Below are 17182 nucleotides of genomic sequence, written 5' to 3'. Positions count from 1 at the left end.
AGCTGCGGCACAAGGCCAGTTCTGTCATTATTAGCGCTGTTTTCTGACGGATCAGGATCTACCGTGAAACACGATTGTCATTACCACCCGGGCGACCCGGCCAAGTGGCACTGTGGCGAGTGCCAGATGCACTATTGCAACCGCTGCATGCCCGATGCAGACACCCGCCAGCGCCGGGCCCTGTGCCCACGCTGCAGCAAGGCCATGCGGTATCTCGGGGCGGCAACCGAGGTGGTGCCCTTCTGGCACCGCATCGGCGCTTTCTTCCGCTACCCGTTCCACACCGATCCATTGATGGTAATCGCCATCTGTACGCTGGTGCCCATCGTTGCACCGGCAAACATTGTTGGCCTGATCATCTGGCTGGTGCTGGCGCTGGCGCTGTTCAAATACACCTATGCCGTGATCAGCCACACCGCAGAAGGCCATCTGAAACCGCCACCGGTGTCGGTTGCGTTCACGGGCAGCGGTTTTGACATCGTCATCCTGCAGTTTCTGGTGTTCGTGCTGATGGGTGGACTGGTCGCTGCCGCGGCAATGGTCGGCGGGCCGATTCTGATGCTGCTGGCCCTGGCCTTTGTGATCCTGGCGCTGCCCGCCAGCATCATGGTGCTGGCGATGGAGCGATCGGTAGGTGCGGCGGTGAACCCGATGAATCTGGCGGTACTGATTTCCCGCATCGGTACCCCCTACTTCCTGCTGTATGGCTACCTGATTCTGCTCACCCTGGCGTCCGGAGCGGCCCAGGATTTTGCCGTTGATCACTTCCCGATGTGGGTGGCACAGCCCCTGGCGGGCTTCCTCAACAGTACGTTTACCCTGATACTGTTCCATATGCTGGGTTACCTGCTGTTCCAGTATCAGGAAGAACTGGGCTTTGCCTCGGACGTTCAGGGGGAAGACAGCGATGCAGACCAGCAGAACCGGGACCGGAGCACCCGCTTTGATGCCGACCTGGACATGAACCTGAAAGACGGCAACTACGACCGGGTTCAGAGCATGCTGATCGAGTCCCTCAAGAAAGACCGGGACAATCCGAAACGCATCGGGCAGCTCTATCAGATACTGACAGCCCGCCAGGCAACTGCAGAACTGTACCGTTATCATCCGCGCCTGATGGCGTGGTTGGCCCAGCGGCATGACGGTGACGGGCTGAACCAGCTGATGCAGACCCTGCAAGCGGCTGAGCCCGGCTTTCAGCTGGATGACCCGGAGCTGGCCGTGCAGTGTGCCAGCGCGCTGTATCACCGGGGCCACTTCAAGCCGGCGTTGCGATTACTACAGGATTTCCACAAACGGTTCCCGGACAGCGACCAGCTGGCGCCGGCCTATTTACTGGCCGCCCAGGCACTGGCCAATGGCCTGCAACAGTGGGAGAAAGCCAGTGCGTTTCTCGCGTTTATCAAGAAACGCTGTGTCACCCACCCCTTGCATGGGCAGATCGACACCTGGCTGGACCAGGCCCGCAATCAGCAACCGCTGAAAGGCCCGAAAGCGAGTTTTGAGATACCGGAGTAATCAGAAAGCGCCGGCACAGGGCAAGCTGCGCTGTGCCGGCATTTAAGGCTTCAGGGAGTGTTCTGGAGCAGTTGGCGGTAATGGCGGGCTTTTGGCTCCATCTGGTGCTTCTCGAACTCCGCCAGCAACAACCGGCAGGCCTCGTTGACCATTTCCACATCCGCCGTTGAGCGCATGCGTTCAAAAGCCTTTTCCGCTGATTTCAAATCGTGGTGCTTTAGACTGGCAAACATTACCCGGTTATGGTCTTCCACCGCCAGCGGATGATGGGCCTCACCCTTGCTCAGATATTCCTGCCATACTGAGATCATTTGCTCCGGCTGCCGCCGGGCCATGGCATCAGCCATCAGTTCCCGGGCCAGGTCCCGGTAGGCTGGCAGGTCTGGCCGCAGTTTGGCCAGCTGGTACAGATGTTCCAACACAATGGTGCGCTCGGGGTAGCGTTCCCGCAACGCGTCGAACTGGCGCCGGGCCAGGTCAAACTCCATCCGCCCAAGGCTGGCCATGGCCTGGGCATACGCCGATGTGAAGCGGGCGTCCTGCTCATCTTCTTCGGGTTCAAAAAACTCTTCTTTTACCTGCAGCCAGCTTTTACCCAACAGCCAGACCAGTCCAGCGCCGGCAAGTAGCCCGCCAGCGTGGGCCATATAGGCAATACCGGTAGAACCGGCGTACCAGTAATCGTAGATTTCCTTGCCTACCCACACCGGCAACAGGGCGATGGCCGGTGCCCTGAAATAATTGAAGTAGACCACCAGGAAGTAGAAAAAGCGGATTTTCTGCACGCCGTATATGGCCACATACATGCCCATCAACCCGGAAATGGAGCCTGACGCGCCCACCAGAGGAATCTGGCTGCCCATGGAGAAGCCGGTATACATCAGGCCGGATAACGCACCACAGGCCAGATAGGCCATCAGGTAACGGCCAGGCCCCAGGGCTTTCTCGACCGTGAAGCCAAGCAGGAACAGGAACAGCAGGTTACCGATAATATGGCCCCAGCCACCGTGCAGAAACTGGTAGGTGATCAGGCTGTAAAGCGACAACTCAGCCGGGATAAGCCCCAACTGATAAGCGCTCATTCGAGACAGCCACTGTTCGTCGATGGCAACCCGCTGTTCCAGCCAGTGACTTCGCTCAGCCGGCGCCCAGATCAGGTCCCGGTTTTCTTGCAGATACTGGTAGAACTCCCGGTCCACCAACAGGGTGGCTGCCAGCCAGAAGGTCTCGTTGTCCTCCTGCAGTTGCTGGAATTCCTGAAGCTCCAGCACACTCTGGGCATCACCAGAAAACCGGATTTCCCGTTGCAGGTAGTCTTCATAGGCCGGTGCTTCGAGCGTCAGCAGGTCGGCTTCCAGGTACTGTTCCAGGGCGGCTTCAAACTTGCGGTCGTCACCACCCTGATAAAACAGGAAGACCAGCAGGCAAACCATCATCAGGCTGAGGGTTACCCAGGGCGGGCGTTTCCAGTTAACGGCGTTCTCGGCAGGAATAATCAGCATGGGCGGTCACAATTCATCACAATCTGTCCCTGAAAAGCTGCTTTTTACCACAGCAGCGACTTCTTTTCCCGGTGTAATGACACCTGGCGAGCAGAAATCAAAGGTCTGCAACGGGAAATGTGGCGCAGCACACAACCATGGGTGTCATCACACAGTCACACAAATGCCATTCAATCGGTAACCACTCACTTCCGGTGCCTATCGACCATTCGCCAATTGCCGTTATTGCTTCAACCAACAATATTGGGGAAGCGATAACAACAAAAACCGGATTCTGGACTCGAGGATACTGCACATGACCGTACTAGTTCTGGACAACCCTGACCTGCTGGCGAAGGCCGCACTGGCCTTCGGTGGCATGGCAGGCCAGCCTTCGCAAGACGGAAACCGTCCTCACCGCACCCGCTTTCACTATGGCTTCAACAAACACACCCCGGATGCCGGTGACATCGAGGTTCTGAAGCAACATGCAACCTACCTGAAGAACCACCCGGGCGTGCGGGTAAGAATCCATGGCCACGCCGACCGCTTTGGCTCGGAAGAATATAACCGGTTCCTGGCTCGCCTGAGGGCCAACTCCGTTGCACGCCTGCTCATGCGCGAAGGTGTTCACCAGTCCGCCATTGTGCTGGCCACCTGGGGGTCAGATCGCCCCCTGGCCCGGCCGGAAGACCACGCGGCCAACCGCCGGGTGGAACTGGAATACCTGACTCTGGATATTGCCCGGGCTCTCTGAGTACCCGGTACCGAAAAACAAACGGGGCCAACAGGCCCCGTTTTCGTGACAGCATCAGGCTTGATCAGCCGTACACCTGCCATACGTTCCATAACAGCAGCAGCGCCGCCACCAGAATCGCCAGCCAGGTCAGCAGGATACCCGCCATCCGGGCCTTGTGGGGGCCACCCTTGCCGTTGATCATGCCCCAGGCATGGAGAATACGGCCCACCACCAGCGCCATGCCGGTCCAGTAAATCAGGCCTGAGGCAACACCATTCAGCTCGGCAATCGCCAGCATGATCAGGCCAATGGGCGCATATTCGACCAGGTTAGCGTGGGCGCGCACCGCTGCCTCAAACTCCACATCGTCGTTCACGCCCAGCCCTTTACGGTACTTCAGCCGGTACTTAACCACCTGGCCGGACAACACCAGCAACAACAAACCGAGGACGGCCGCGAACACAGCGGTTACGGGTACAATCATGTCAGCCCTGCTTGATCTTGTTAACCACTGCCAACAGCAGTACCGCACCGACCGTCGCTGTGACCAGCTCACCGACCATGCTCTTTACCGCCAGCCCCAGCACGCCGAAAAGCACGCCGCCAATCACCGAACCGACAATACCGATACCGATATTGACCAGTACGCCAAAGCCTTTGCCCTTCATAATCAGGCCAGCCAGCCAGCCGGCAAGACCACCAATGATCAGAAACCAGATCAGGCTCATCTCCGCGTTCTCCCAAGGTTTACCAGTCCAGAATGCTTTCCTGTTCAGAAGACTGCCCTGTTTTTCACGGCCATTCAAGCAGTTCCGGGAGTTCGTGCAAGCCCTGCGATGGCTTCCGACATCTGTTGGTGGCACCGCGCGATCAACTCGGGGATATCGGCAGAGGTTAACCCCTGGGTTTCGACTGGCGGAAGAATCCGCATTGGGACTGGCTCTCGGCGGCCAGACCAGCCTCGTGTTTTGCCGTGATACTCACCGGCACACACCATGGTAATGGGGGCACCAGCCGCAATAGCGGTGTGAAATGCACCTTTCTTGAAGCTTCCCAGGCCACGGCCACGGCTTCGCGTGCCTTCCGGGAATACCCAGATACTTTTACGCTGCAGGTTGATCGCCTCACTGGTGGCCTCCATCACCGCCACCGCTTTTCGGGACCGACCGCGGTTCAGAATGATGTTGCCACCCAGCCAGAATACCTGGCCAAAGAACGGCACCCAGACCAATGAGGACTTCCCCACCGCCACGGTGCGCGGCGGCAACAAGTCCCCCATCAGGAACAGGTCGTCGTTCTGTTGATGATTAGCAATGATCACCGTGGGTCTGTCCTGCGGCATGTTCTCGGCCCCGTACAGGGGGCGCTTCATGCCCAGCAGGCAACGACCTACCCGGGCGACAATCCCGCCCAAAATCCTGTTGTTGTCCGGGTTGAACGGCCGGGCCAGGTATAACACCAATGCCAGAAGGCACAAGACTGGCACACTGATCCACGCCAGGATTTTTCTTACCACTGCCATACTGCTTTTCCACTAATGATCCACTTGGCGCACAAGTGTACGCCATACTTAAAGCGCGGCAACAGTATCCTTTTGTTCGAGAGCGTAAACGGGATGGGCTTCAACCACATAGCGCAGGGGGCCACGGGCATCCATGGCGTCGAAAGGGTAGCAGGTAACCAACAGCAGGGTGCCGGCCGCCAACGCGTGAGTGTTGATCAGCTCCTTACGACTGTCCACTACCCGGATACTGGTTACCCGATAGTCCTGCCAACGCTGATCCTGGCCTTGCAATCTGACCGGGTTGCCCGGAGCGAGATGCTGGAGGTGGCTGAAGTGGGTGTCCCGGTGCCCGGCCAGAATCACCGGCCCGTCGGCACCGGCCACCACCTTGCCCGGCCCGAAGGCCAGGCTTTCGCCATGCAGGCCATCCAACACGATCATCGACACGTCCAATTCAGGCATTTCCAGCCTGGCCACCGGCCAGGTATCCGCCCAGGGCCAGGGCCGAGCCTGGACCTGACGGGCCTGGGTTTCGGCCCAGGCAAGTGCCAGCAGCTCCTGTGCTACCAGCGCCTTGAAGGGAATCCACAGCCCGAACATGAGCACCGTGGCAGAACAACCGAACAGTAACAGCAGCAGGCGACTCACAGGGATGGCCTCCGGTTCAGCATGGCAATGGCCAGGGAAAACATCAGCCCCAGCGAACCCAGCGCAGTGAACAACGGTGCGAATGTGGCCGTCTGGGGGTACCTGAGCATACCGGGCTGGCTACCTGCCGGCAGCAGTGTGGGTATGCTCTGCGACCCTGCGCTTTCGGTTTCCGGGCGAGCCCGGCGCTGCTCCACCACCACAAAGCTGGTGAATGGCGAAATCACGCCATGGCGAACCGACAGCTCGGTGATTTGCTGCTCATCCGGCGTCTGACCCTGAAGCCTGGCGGTATCCGTCAGCTCATCAATCCGGCCGCGGGCCCACTGACGATTCAAACCACTGGCGGGCGCCGCCTGAGCCAGATCCAGAGATGTGGACCAGTGACGGCCTCCGGGCAATTGGCCAGAAACCTGTAACTGCCCTGCTGCCGGCAGCCCCCGGACTACCTGGACCAACGGCGTGCCGCGAAACAGATCCCCGGGCCTGGCCGGTACTGGCTCCAAAGGCTGCCCCTGATCCGGCCAGCGGACGTCCAGATTGGTCAGCACCGGTGCCTCCATGGCGGCAAACAGACGGTTCAGGGCCCGGTCTACCTCGGCGCCTGAGTGAATTGCAGTAAACTCACCCCGGCCCCACCGGGCCGCCTCCCGCAAGAAGTGCATATTGGGAGCAGAACCAATCCCTACGGTAAACAGTCTTCGGTCAGTCAAACCCGAGCGGATCTGGTTAAACAAGGCAGACTCATTGCCCACGGCACCGTCGGTGATAAACACCACCTGGCGCACCCGTTCACCACCCGGGCCAGAGTCCATTCCCAGCGCCAGCGACAGGGCACCCGCCATTTCGGTACCGCCATTGGCCCGCAAATCCTGGACATAACGCCGGGCCCGGGCCAGATAATGGCCTTCTGCCGGCACCGGCTGGGCGAACAGGGCATGGGCCTGGCTGTTAAACTGGATCACATTGAACGAGTCACCGGGGCGCAGGGTTTCCAGCCCCTTCAGCAGGGCAGAACGGGCCTGGGCGATTGAATCCCCCGCCATGGAACCCGAGGTATCAATAACGAACACAAGCTCCCGGCGCAGCACTGGCCCGGCCGTTTCCGGCGGCAGCACCATGCCCATCAGATAATCCTCACCCTGCCAGGTCTGGTGAAACACCGCCGCTTTTGGCTCACTGCCAGCCACCGGGCGCCACCTGACGATCACATCGCGGTCCATGAGCACCTTTTCCTGTTCCGGCCTCACCGTCGCCCTGGCACCGTCCAGCTCGGTGTGCAGTCGATGGCTTGGGCTGGAGACATCCGCCAGGGCCAGGCCGCTTTCGATCTCTATTCCGATCCTGGCCCGGTGGCTGCCGCCATCAACGTCCTGGGGGCGAACGGTAAACGGACTGATTTCATGGGCATCGGCAACCTCTTTGGTGGCCAGCGCCCAACCGGACTGCCACGGACCTTGCGTTTCCGCCAGCGGTTCGCCTGGCATATAACGGGGAGTCAATGTAGTGGGCAACCGAAGTTCGAATTCACCGTGCTTGTAGGCCACCGGTTGCTGATAACGGATTTCCACCTGCACACTTTCGCCTGGCGGGATATTGGCTACCCGGCTGGTGAACAGGTTCGGGCGATGCTGCTCCAGCGTGGCCGCCTGCTGCCCGGCCTGCCTGGCCCGCTCGTAGGTTTGGCGGGCCTTGGCTTTGGGCTCAATGTGCCCCACGATTTCACGCTCGCCAATGGTCATGCGTAGCCCGTACACCGTGGCCTTGTCGGGTAACGGGAACACGAAAATGCCCTCCTGCCACTGGTCGCTGGTATTACGAAAAACCCTGGTCAGCCTGGTCTCCGCCAGCAGGCCAGACACATGAACCTGGAAGTCACTGTCGAGAATCAGGGCCGGCTGCTGCCGGGCGCTTTGATCATTCATCAGGTACAGTTGACCCGGCTGTTCCATGCCCATCTGACGCGCCTCCGCATACAGGGGGTGGACAAACAACATCAGCAGAACCGCCAACCAGAGGCTGATACCCTCGGCCATCCGCAACCACCTGGATTGTTTAGCGGCTGGCTTCGCCCGGCGGGCAGTGAACAGATCGGGCCGTACGGCCGGATTGGCAAGCAGCGATAGCAACATCATCACGACATCCTTTTTGTGGAAGTTAGTGATGCCATTGCAACAGGCTGAATGGGCCCTGCCGTGGCAGAAACGGGCAAGCTGGCGATAGAAAATGATGAATTATGGCAATCCCGCGGCATCGACTTGTGCCGCACAAGGAGCATGGTTTAATGGCAACACATCTTGCTGAACAGCATCACTCATGAAAAAACACATTGTTCTGATTGAAGACGAAGCAGGCATTCGCGATAACTACCGGGCGGCGTTCGAGCGCCGGGGTTACCGGGTGTCTGCCTATGGCGACCGGCCATCGGCCTGGCAGGTGCTGCGCCAGGCGTTGCCAGACCTGGCCATTATCGATGTCGGGCTCGGAGACGAGCCGGAAGGCGGCTTTGCTCTGTGCCAGGACCTTCGGTCACAGTCTGCCACCTTGCCGATTATCTTCCTGACCGCCCGGGACAGCGATATCGATTCGGTGCACGGCCTGCGCCTGGGCGCAGACGATTACGTCACCAAAGACATGAGCCTGGACCACCTGCTGGCCCGGATTACTGCCCTGCTGCGCCGGGCCGATGCCTGGGCCGAGGCGCTGCAGAAACCGGATGAGCTGCTGCACCGGGGCCGGCTGTCGCTCAACGTCGAGCGCATGACCGTGTCCTGGGACAACCAGCCGGTGGACCTGACGGTAACCGAATTCTGGATGCTGCACAGCCTGGTTCAGCATCCCGGCCACGTTCGCAGCCGGGACCAGCTGATGGAAGCCGCCAGCACCGTACTGGATGACAACACGGTGACCTCCCATATCAAACGCATCCGGCGTAAATTCAGCCAGCTGGACAGCAGCTTTGATGGCATTCAGACCGCCTACGGCATGGGTTACCGCTGGAATGCCCGTGAGGCCTGACCTTGAGCCTTAAACGCCAGCTGTTTCTCGCCAGCCTGCTGATGCTGCTGATCCCCTGGGCCGGGCTGAAGTTTGTGCTGGAACTGGATGACGCCCTGCGCCAACAGGCCCTGCAACAGCTCCAGGAGCGGGGCCAGCGGATGGCAAACCTGGCCGGCGACCTGCTGCTGGGGCAACCCACCATCGCCACCCCGAACGCGCTCTACGCCAGCCCGGCAGAAACACCGATCAAACCCGACGGCCATGCCGACGACTGGCCCGGTTACGATGAGCCCGATCACCTGCAGCCCTGGCAATCGGCTGAGCCCCTGCCCGTGCCCGGCGCACCCCATCTGCGATGGCAGGCCGCCAGTGATGGCCGACACCTGTTCCTGCTGGTCCAGATGCAGAACCAGGCCATGCAACTGTTTCAGCAGAACCGGCCCGACCAACCCCACGATCGCTTTGAGCTGGTGCTGCAACCGCCGGTCACCGACCTGCAACAGCCGGTGCCACGGCAACGCTGGACACTACGAACCTCAGCGCCGGGCAGCGTGAATGCCATTCGGGAAGACCGCCAGCAGACTCCAGATTATCGGGTTCAGGGTGCCTGGCGGGATCGGGGGTCTGGCTGGCAGCTGGAGCTGCAGATGCCGCAGCCTGCGCGGGGCAGCTTGCTGGGCTTCCAGGTGACCCAGCGAGGCCAGGAGTCGTCAGTACCCGGCACCGGTACCGGTACTGAGCCACCACCCCCACTGGTGCAACGAATCCCGGAGCTGGAACGGGCCTTGGCGGACCAGCTCGGTGACGGCCAGCAAGTCACCGTGGTTGAGCCGGCGGGTTGGATAGTTGCCCATCACCGGCATCCGGCCACGGGCCAAGGCCCGGATTTTGATGACCTGTCCCCCGTGCAAGTGCTTGAGAAAATCACACTGAACGCTTTGCGAGCGCTGATTCGGCTCTACCAGCCAGAACCGACACCGCTGGCAGAAACCGGGCACCGGCTGATCACCGGTGGTCTGCCAGACAACCATCTGGTCAGGCGAAATGACGGCTCGGTCTGGCTGGCCACCGAGCATGATCTGTTTGGCGGTCGCTCGCTGGTACTGGAACAATCCCTTGATCAGTTACTGACCGTGTCCGGCTCGGCCCTTGGCAGTGTCCTGGCCCGCAGCCTCCTGATCATTCTCGCGTTAACCCTGGTTCTGCTGGGCTACGCCAGCTGGTTGTCCTGGCGAATTGCCCGCCTGCAGCGCCTGGTCAGCGCCAGTGTGGACGAAGATGGCCGGATTCTGAGCCCGGTGCCCTTGGCCAGAACCCGGGATGAACTGGGGCAACTGCAGCAGCATTTCAGCCAGATGGTGGAACGGCTGCAGAGTTACAACCACTATCTGGAGAGTTTCTCCCGCCGCCTGTCCCATGAGCTGAAAACTCCCGTGGCGGTAGTCAGATCGTCCCTCGAGAACCTCGCTCATAACAGCTCCGAGCAGGAACGGCAGCAATACCTGGAACGGGCCGCCGGGGCCACCGAGCGGCTGCGCCGAATTCTCAACAGCATGAGTGAGGCTGCACGGCTCGAGCAGAGCTTCGACCAGGCCGACAAAGAACAGTTCGACCTGTCCGAGGTGGTCGCGCAAGCCACCGCGGCGTACCAACAACTGGATGCCGACCACCAGATCCGTTACCAGATTCCCGAAGCGGAATGCCCACTGATGGGCTCACCGGAAATGCTGGTGCAAATGCTCGACAAACTGGTGGATAACGCCCGGGATTTTACCCCCGAAGGCGGCGCCATAGAGGTCAGCCTGCAACGCCATTCGGACCACTACCAATTGTGTGTGTTCAACGAAGGCTCACAATTGCCGGAACACGCCGGCTTGGATATTTTTGGCGCCTTTGTCTCCCAGCGCCAGGGCCAGAGCGAGGGGCACCTGGGGCAGGGGTTGCTGATCGTACGTCTTATTGCCGACTACCATGGTGGCTATGTGGAGGCCCGAAACACCCGCGAAGGTGGCATTGACGGGGTGAGCTTCCGGGTTATCATCCCGGTATACCGCCCGGAAACAGGATCAACATTGTGAGTGCCGAAACGTCATCCCTGGATTTTCATCCCTTGCGGGCAGACCTTTACCAGGAACTGCACTCACGCCCCTTTCAGGTGATACCCTCCACCGCCCGGGTGACCCACATTGCCGTGCTGGTCACACCGGAGCAGCGCCGAACACAGTTCGCGCATCTTCAGCGGCTGCACCGCCTGCTGGGCGAGCCCTGGCCGGAACAGGAAGTCAGCTGCTATGAGCACAACTTCGGCAAGCTGCGGGTCCGGCGTGAAGTACATATGGAGTTTGCCTCCTACACCTTCACCAATCTGGACGTTTCCAATGCCGCCCCGTTTGCCGAGACCGGCATCAGCTCATTACCTGAGGGTTGGCTGGAACAGCTGGACGGCACCATTGTCGGGGCCTTCCACATTGAGGTGCGCCCCTCAGAAGAGGACGCCCGCAGCGAACTGGCGTTCATGCGCAAGTATTTCGAAGGTATGCGCCTCATTGGCAGCAGCCCACAGGAAGGCGCCGCCCGGGTGTTGGGCTCGTTCCAGTTGCACAGCGACCATTTCGGCCGGTTCATGGTGCTCAATCACAAGATGTCCAACAGCCAGCTGGGCCGCCTGGTACAACGCCTGATGGAGATTGAAACCTACCGTTTGATGTCTTTGCTGGCGCTGCCACTGGCCAGGGAAATGACGCCCAGTCTGAACGACATGGACCACAAACTGGCCACCATCACCCAGTCCCTGGCCGATAACGAATCCCTGGACGAACAACAGATACTGGCCGAACTGACCCACATTGCCGCCCGGATCGAAGCCTACCGGGCCCACTCCACCTTCCGCTTTGCCGCCACCCGGGCCTACCACGAACTGGTGCTGACCCGGCTGGAAGAACTGCGGGAAGACGAAGTCTCCGGCCACCTGACCATCAGCGAATTCATGACCCGCCGGCTGACACCGGCCGTGAAAACCTGCGAAGCCGTGGGAGAACGCCTTGAAGACCTGTCCCGCCGGGTGGACCGCGCCTCCGACATGATGCGTACCCGGGTGGAATTGGCGATCCAGAGCCAGAATCAGCAGTTGCTGAGTTCCATGGACCGCCGTTCCCGCATTCAGTTGATGATGCAGCACACGGTGGAAGGCTTCTCGGTGGTGGCGATCTCCTACTACCTGATCAGCCTGCTCAAGCTCGGCCTGGACGTGCTGCAGGACAGTGGCCTGGCGTTCAACAAATCCCTGGTGCTGGGCGTGGCCATCCCGGTGATCATGGTGCTGGTGTTCCTGGGCATCCGGACCATCCACCACCGGTTTATCCGCATGGCCCGCCGGCAGTAGCGGGCTTCAACTGAATCTAGGGTCGCCGGCGAACTGCCGGTAGAACTGCTGCGCTGTGCGGCCGTTGCGGACGCCTTTGCCGGTGGCAAACCGGACGGCCTCCTGGTGCAGTTGCGAGCGGTCTGCCACCTCCGGAAACAGCGCGTCTACCGCCTGCAGATAGACATCCTGGGAAAACGGATAGAACGACAGCTGCAACCCGAACCGGTCTGCCAGTGAGACCTGTTCTTCAATGGCTTCCGCCGGGTGCAGCTCGCCGTCGCGCACCTCGCTTTTCAGGTTGTCACTCATGAACTCTGGCATCAGGTGCCGGCGGTTGGAGGTGGCATACACCCGCACGTTCTCCGGGGGCAGCTCCAGTGATCCCTCCAGCACGCTTTTCAGGGCCTTATAACCGGACTCCCCCACATCAAACGACAGGTCATCACAGAAGATCACAAAGCGGTACGGCAGCTCGCAGATGTTGTCGACAATCTCCGGCAGGTTGACCAGATCATCCTTGTCCACTTCAATCATGCGCAGGCCATCAGCCTGGTAACGGTTCAGCAACGCCTTGATCAGGGACGACTTGCCGGTGCCCCGGGAACCCCAAAGTAACGCATTATTCGAGGGCTGCCCCGCCAGAAAGCGTTCGGTGTTGCGGGCCAGCGCCTGTTTCTGCCGGTCAATACCCGAGAGATCAGCCCATCTGACCGGATCCAGCCGGCGAATGGCCCTCAGGCCGGAGCGGTGCCGGCGCCATACCGCGGCCGGAACCTGCTGCCAGTCAAAACCCGTTTCTGTCATTCCCCTACTCCATCAAAGGCGTGCCGTTTCATAGCCTGAATCTGTATTCAATATAGCCACACACCACTGTCAAAGGTTACGATCTGCAACTACACTGGCACTGTTATTCACAGGGAAGGTATACCTTGCAAAGCCGCCTGCCTCAACCGCCCCAGCGAAAATTCTGCTCTGCCTGGCTAACGCTGTCCAGACATCTATGCGGCCTTCCTGCGCGGCGATCTGGATGCGATAGACGGTATTTCCTGGCGCCCGGACCGGGCTGAAAAGGTCCTGTTCTCCGAACCTTATCACTACCGCGAAATCTATCTGATGCATGACAGCGCCCGCCCGACTCCCACGATTGAGGCGCTGGACGACCTACAAGGCCTGCGCGTTGGCATGGTCGAGGACATCTTCTACCGAAGTGAATTTGCCGACGCCGGCATTTCACTGACCACCTACGATTCTCTGACGAGCGTTGTTCGGGCGTTGGCCTTCGGCTGGATCGATATTGCCGTGGGCCCCAAACTCACGATGGAGTATCTCGCCAACCAGGCCGGCTTTCGCTTTCTGGAACTGCTGGGCCCGGCGCCGCTGCGGCAATACGCCGGCGAGGATTTTCGTATTGGTGTTCTCACCGACAACCTGGACCTGTTCAATCGGATTCAAGCCGGGCTTAATGCCGTGCCGGAGGAAAGACTCCACAACCTGCTTCAGCGTTGGCAGGAGTTTAGCGGGTTGGCCGGTTCGACAAGTACACAGCTGGCGCTCAGCCCACAACAACGCCAGTATCTGGCGAGTCTGGGGCCAGTTCGGGTCGGATTCATGGATGATTACGCGCCGTTCAGCTTCACCGATGGTGGGCGGGTAAGGGGCCTGAGCGTTGATATCATGAACCGGCTGGTTGATCTGACAGGCCTGCAGGCTATTCCTGTCAGTGGCCAGTGGGATGAACTGATCCCCATGCTCAGGAACGGCGATATTGATGTCATGGCCAACATGTCCTATCGCCCGGAACGGGAATCCTTCGCCCACTTTACCTCGCCCTATCACATCATCCCCAACGTCATCTTTACCCGTGACGAAAGTCTCAACTACCGGAACCTGGAGGACCTGAGGCAATATCGGGTTGGGCTGGGCGCGGGAATCTATTACGAGGAAACCGTCCGGCAAATACTTGATGGCGGCACGCTGCTCAGCTTCAGCTCGCAGCAACCCATGTTCCAGGCGCTGGCAAACGGCGATGTGGACGTTGTAATCGGGGCCCTGCATTCGGGCAATTACTGGATCCGGCAATTGGGTATCAGTGGCACCCGAATCGCCGGTGAACTTCAACTTCCGGGTTTCAGCGGCGAGGACCTGCGCTTTGGGGTGAGGCCCGCGCTCGCGCCGCTGGCGGACATCCTGAATCAGGCTCTGACCAGCATCACGCCAACGGAGCAGCAGGTGATCGAAACCCGATGGCTCGGCGCCAGTCATCAGCCGTCGCTAAGCACAGCGGAACTGGTACATTGGACTGACACTGAATCGCTCTGGCTGGAACAGCGGAATCGGGAAATTCGCATCTGCGCTGATCCGGACTGGATGCCCCTGGAAGGCGTAAGGGATGGCAAACACACCGGCCTGGCCGCAGATGTGCTTGAGCTGTTCAGCCAACGGGGTAACCTTCGTTTCCGGCTGGTGCCCACCAGCAACTGGCAGGAAGCCATCACAGCGGCGAAGGAGCGGCGTTGCGACATGTTCCCGATGGCCATGCGTACGCCCGAAAGGTCCGTTTATCTGGACTTTACCTCTCCCTACCTGGAAGTACCCAATGTAGTGATCGGCCGCATTGAGGCCCCGTTTATTCAGCGACTTAACGAACTGGAGAGCGGCCGCGTTGGCATTGTGGAAGGCTACGCCTTTGCCGAATTGCTGCGCAAACGCAATCCTTCCTTGCAACTGGTTACCGTGGCATCCGAGCATGAAGGCCTGAGAAAGCTCCAGAACCGGGAACTCGTCGGTTACATCACCACACTGGCTACCGCCAGTTACTACATGCAGTCATTGGGACTGGCGGATCTGAAGGTGATTGGCCGGGTACCAGCCGACTGGTCACTGGCCATTGGCACCCGCAACGACGAACCTACACTGCATGGGATCATGCAGAAACTGGTGTTGAGCCTGACTCCTGCAGAGCGCACGCGGCTAGAAAGCACCTGGCGCAACTTGCGAATCGAGGAACGCGTGGACTATACCCGGTTCTGGCAAATACTTTCGCTCGGCCTGTTGGCCACCGCCCTGCTGGTCTACTGGAACCGGAAACTTGGGCGGCTCAATCGGGAACTCGCTGAGGCCAATACCGCCCTGTCCCGTCTGAGTGTGACCGATAGCCTCACTGGCCTGGGCAACCGCACCTACTTTGACCGGGAGTTCTCCAACAGCTATCAGTGGTGCCTGAGACACCAGACCGGCTTTGCGGTGGCCATGGTCGACGCGGACCATTTCAAGAAGATCAACGACAATTGGGGGCATGAGGCCGGCGACCGATGCCTGGAATCCCTGGCAAACACGATGCGCGAGCACTTCCGGCGCGATACCGACCGCTTGGCCCGGTTTGGCGGTGAAGAATTTGTGATTTTTACCAGTTATCAGGATGCCGAGGATATACAGGACAGGTTGAACCGGTTCCGCGAAGAGGTCGCAACCCGGCGCTGCGATACCTGCAAGGATAAGGGAATTGATCTGACCGTCAGCATTGGACTGGCATTGGGTTTTCCAACACCAGAGCACACATCAGCGGAATATCTCCGTTTGGCCGACCAGGCGCTATACACCGCCAAACGTAACGGCCGGAACCGCCTGGAAGTTATACCCGCAAGGCGGACATCACCGCCAGACAAAGCTAAACAACCGAAGGCATGAAGCGACGACGAAGCTGATTACAGCCCTGAGCCTCAACTTTGCGACGTATCCGGCCTGCCGCTCAAAACCAATCCGGCTCCCTTAACCAACACACGACCGGCCAGCGACACGCTGTCGTAGCTGACTCTGGCGATACCATGGTGGCACACTCGAACAAGCCGGCTGCCGGGCCGAGTGGCCGGAATGGCGTCCAGCACCCGAAAACTCTCGTCGGCAATGGAAAGGTGCACACGCTTCAACTTCACCGCGCCGTGATGCATGCCCTGGGCCACCAGCTCCGCCACACCCAGCCACCAGTGTGTGTTGTTGTCCGGTCCTTTCATGACAACCACTCCTGCAGTTGCTGGCTCACCAAAGGGTGATGGGCCAGTCGAATATGGTCAACACCGGGAAAATTGGCGATGCCCGCCAGTTCCCAGCCTTCACGGCGATCACCACGGGCGCTGGATTGGTGCACCAGGGCATCGCCAAACAGAACGTTTACCGGGTGCCGTTCGCCCTTGGCGAGCAATCCGCTGATCACGTAATGCCGGGCACCGTGCAACAGTGGTTGATCCGAGGTTCCCGGTTCAAACACATCCCCCCGGGACAAGTTACGGATACCCTCGCTGCGAAGGTCAATCACCTCGCCCACCACTTTCAGATAATCCCGGGGCACCCGATTCAGCCAGCCTGCCGCTTTGTGGGCGCCAACCGCCAGCCAGGAGCCGTCGTGGGGTGAGCCGATGTACACACAATCCGGGTTCAGGCTGATCCAGCGATGATCATTCGCAGCCCCGTAATGACAGGCACTGCGAATCAGCAAGCCTCCCATGCTGTGGCCGATCAGAACAATCCGCTTTACCGGTACCGGCCAGTTGCTTACCAACCGTTCCAGCAGGGCGGCCAGATCCTGGCCATTACGGTAAATGGGCCGGCCGGTATTGAAACGGAGCTTGAGGGCAGACGTATCGCCCAAGGTGTTGGCGAGGAGGGTGCCGTAGTGTTCACCGGGCTTGGCCGGAAAATCCCACACCGATTCCAGCTCCATCAGCCCATGGATCGACAGGCAAAGTACACTGCCCGGCACTGCGGGCTGGGGATTCTGCAGATCCAGCACTTCGCCATCGGCAAACACCGTCATCGGCACCGCCAGCGGATTGCCCCGGTGCTCCAGCCAGTCACCCAGAAAGCCGCTGGCAATGGCCGAAATGTGCTGCTGGACTCGCCCAGCGGAAGGAACAGACACCATGAAAATTCTC

The 17182-nt window shown here is 59.9% G+C and carries 15 protein-coding genes; 6 read left to right on the top strand and 9 right to left on the bottom strand.

What is annotated here, in order from left to right; translation table 11 throughout:
- The first annotated feature begins 63 nt into the window (after positions 1 to 63).
- Positions 64 to 1518 (top strand): hypothetical protein, encoded by a 1455-nt coding sequence (locus ASQ50_RS12090; protein ID WP_058091605.1) that lies wholly within the window; start codon positions 64 to 66, stop codon positions 1516 to 1518.
- Between the two features lie 50 nt (positions 1519 to 1568).
- Here the strand turns inward: ASQ50_RS12090 and ASQ50_RS12085 are convergent, their stop codons facing one another.
- Entirely contained in the window at positions 1569 to 3020 is a 1452-nt protein-coding gene (locus tag ASQ50_RS12085) for a rhomboid family intramembrane serine protease (protein WP_058091606.1), read from the bottom strand.
- 295 nt (positions 3021 to 3315) lie between these two features.
- Between ASQ50_RS12085 and ASQ50_RS12080 the strand changes: the two genes are divergently transcribed.
- Complete coding sequence (locus ASQ50_RS12080; RefSeq protein ID WP_058091607.1) at positions 3316 to 3756, top strand: OmpA family protein; 441 nt, start codon at positions 3316 to 3318, stop codon at positions 3754 to 3756.
- Between the two features lie 64 nt (positions 3757 to 3820).
- Here ASQ50_RS12080 and ASQ50_RS12075 read toward each other — a convergent pair whose 3' ends face one another.
- The 5 genes from ASQ50_RS12075 to ASQ50_RS12055 all read right to left on the bottom strand — a co-directional run bounded on the left by ASQ50_RS12075 (position 3821) and on the right by ASQ50_RS12055 (position 7926).
- On the bottom strand, positions 3821 to 4222 hold the full coding sequence (locus ASQ50_RS12075) for an MAPEG family protein (protein WP_058091608.1): 402 nt from the start codon (positions 4220 to 4222) through the stop codon (positions 3821 to 3823).
- Position 4223: 1 nt separating this feature from the next.
- Positions 4224 to 4466, bottom strand: a complete 243-nt coding sequence (locus tag ASQ50_RS12070) for a GlsB/YeaQ/YmgE family stress response membrane protein (RefSeq protein ID WP_058091649.1) — start codon at positions 4464 to 4466, stop codon at positions 4224 to 4226.
- A 74-nt stretch (positions 4467 to 4540) separates the two neighbouring features.
- Complete coding sequence (locus ASQ50_RS12065; RefSeq protein WP_058091609.1) at positions 4541 to 5260, bottom strand: lysophospholipid acyltransferase family protein; 720 nt, start codon at positions 5258 to 5260, stop codon at positions 4541 to 4543.
- Between the two features lie 48 nt (positions 5261 to 5308).
- The gene (locus ASQ50_RS12060) at positions 5309 to 5890 is read right to left on the bottom strand and encodes a class GN sortase (RefSeq protein WP_058091610.1); all 582 of its coding nucleotides are present in this window, start codon (positions 5888 to 5890) and stop codon (positions 5309 to 5311) included.
- Positions 5887 to 7926 carry a marine proteobacterial sortase target protein gene (locus ASQ50_RS12055; protein WP_227513153.1) on the bottom strand — a complete coding sequence of 680 codons (2040 nt, stop codon included), beginning with the start codon at positions 7924 to 7926 and terminating at the stop codon, positions 5887 to 5889. The genes ASQ50_RS12060 and ASQ50_RS12055 overlap by 4 nt, the downstream gene beginning before the upstream one ends.
- A gap of 280 nt (positions 7927 to 8206) precedes the next feature.
- Here ASQ50_RS12055 and pdsR point away from each other — a divergent pair, with 280 nt between their 5' ends.
- From pdsR to ASQ50_RS12040, 3 genes are read left to right on the top strand one after another with little or no spacing between them, the layout of a single operon-like run.
- Positions 8207 to 8908: a proteobacterial dedicated sortase system response regulator gene (gene pdsR, locus ASQ50_RS12050; RefSeq protein WP_058091612.1), complete on the top strand. Its 702-nt coding sequence runs from the start codon at positions 8207 to 8209 to the stop codon at positions 8906 to 8908.
- Between the two features lie 2 nt (positions 8909 to 8910).
- Positions 8911 to 10968, top strand: coding sequence for a proteobacterial dedicated sortase system histidine kinase (pdsS, locus tag ASQ50_RS12045; protein ID WP_058091613.1), 2058 nt, complete (start codon positions 8911 to 8913; stop codon positions 10966 to 10968).
- Positions 10965 to 12272 carry a DUF3422 family protein gene (locus ASQ50_RS12040; protein ID WP_058091614.1) on the top strand — a complete coding sequence of 436 codons (1308 nt, stop codon included), beginning with the start codon at positions 10965 to 10967 and terminating at the stop codon, positions 12270 to 12272. Before pdsS ends, ASQ50_RS12040 begins: the two co-directional genes overlap by 4 nt.
- 6 nt (positions 12273 to 12278) lie before the next feature.
- Here ASQ50_RS12040 and ASQ50_RS12035 read toward each other — a convergent pair whose 3' ends face one another.
- Positions 12279 to 13058 carry an ATP-binding protein gene (locus ASQ50_RS12035; RefSeq protein WP_058091615.1) on the bottom strand — a complete coding sequence of 260 codons (780 nt, stop codon included), beginning with the start codon at positions 13056 to 13058 and terminating at the stop codon, positions 12279 to 12281.
- Between the two features lie 309 nt (positions 13059 to 13367).
- Here ASQ50_RS12035 and ASQ50_RS12030 point away from each other — a divergent pair, with 309 nt between their 5' ends.
- The gene (locus ASQ50_RS12030; RefSeq protein ID WP_412535684.1) at positions 13368 to 15941 is read left to right on the top strand and encodes a diguanylate cyclase; all 2574 of its coding nucleotides are present in this window, start codon (positions 13368 to 13370) and stop codon (positions 15939 to 15941) included.
- Positions 15942 to 15973: 32 nt separating this feature from the next.
- Here the strand turns inward: ASQ50_RS12030 and ASQ50_RS12025 are convergent, their stop codons facing one another.
- Both ASQ50_RS12025 and ASQ50_RS12020 read right to left on the bottom strand, forming a co-directional pair.
- Positions 15974 to 16264: a hypothetical protein gene (locus tag ASQ50_RS12025; protein ID WP_058091616.1), complete on the bottom strand. Its 291-nt coding sequence runs from the start codon at positions 16262 to 16264 to the stop codon at positions 15974 to 15976.
- Positions 16261 to 17172 (bottom strand): esterase/lipase family protein, encoded by a 912-nt coding sequence (locus ASQ50_RS12020; protein ID WP_058091617.1) that lies wholly within the window; start codon positions 17170 to 17172, stop codon positions 16261 to 16263. Before ASQ50_RS12020 ends, ASQ50_RS12025 begins: the two co-directional genes overlap by 4 nt.
- Positions 17173 to 17182 lie beyond the last annotated feature (10 nt).

Source organism: Marinobacter sp. LQ44 (genome assembly GCF_001447155.2).
Lineage (GTDB): Bacteria > Pseudomonadota > Gammaproteobacteria > Pseudomonadales > Oleiphilaceae > Marinobacter.
Note: the sequence above shows the minus strand (reverse complement) of the source record. Positions and strands in the feature narration are given on the sequence as shown.

Bases quoted from the DNA above. Each gene is read 5' to 3' on its own strand.
- ASQ50_RS12055 (WP_227513153.1), bottom strand. From the start codon at position 7,926: ATGGCCGAGGGTATCAGCCTCTGGTTGGCGGTTCTGCTGATGTTGTTT.
- ASQ50_RS12085 (WP_058091606.1), bottom strand. From the start codon at position 3,020: ATGCTGATTATTCCTGCCGAGAACGCCGTTAACTGGAAACGCCCGCCC.
- ASQ50_RS12020 (WP_058091617.1), bottom strand. From the start codon at position 17,172: ATGGTGTCTGTTCCTTCCGCTGGGCGAGTCCAGCAGCACATTTCGGCC.
- ASQ50_RS12025 (WP_058091616.1), bottom strand. From the start codon at position 16,264: ATGAAAGGACCGGACAACAACACACACTGGTGGCTGGGTGTGGCGGAG.
- ASQ50_RS12065 (WP_058091609.1), bottom strand. From the start codon at position 5,260: ATGGCAGTGGTAAGAAAAATCCTGGCGTGGATCAGTGTGCCAGTCTTG.
- ASQ50_RS12075 (WP_058091608.1), bottom strand. From the start codon at position 4,222: ATGATTGTACCCGTAACCGCTGTGTTCGCGGCCGTCCTCGGTTTGTTG.
- ASQ50_RS12030 (WP_412535684.1), top strand. From the start codon at position 13,368: ATGCATGACAGCGCCCGCCCGACTCCCACGATTGAGGCGCTGGACGAC.
- ASQ50_RS12070 (WP_058091649.1), bottom strand. From the start codon at position 4,466: ATGAGCCTGATCTGGTTTCTGATCATTGGTGGTCTTGCCGGCTGGCTG.
- pdsR (WP_058091612.1), top strand. From the start codon at position 8,207: ATGAAAAAACACATTGTTCTGATTGAAGACGAAGCAGGCATTCGCGAT.
- ASQ50_RS12035 (WP_058091615.1), bottom strand. From the start codon at position 13,058: ATGACAGAAACGGGTTTTGACTGGCAGCAGGTTCCGGCCGCGGTATGG.
- ASQ50_RS12080 (WP_058091607.1), top strand. From the start codon at position 3,316: ATGACCGTACTAGTTCTGGACAACCCTGACCTGCTGGCGAAGGCCGCA.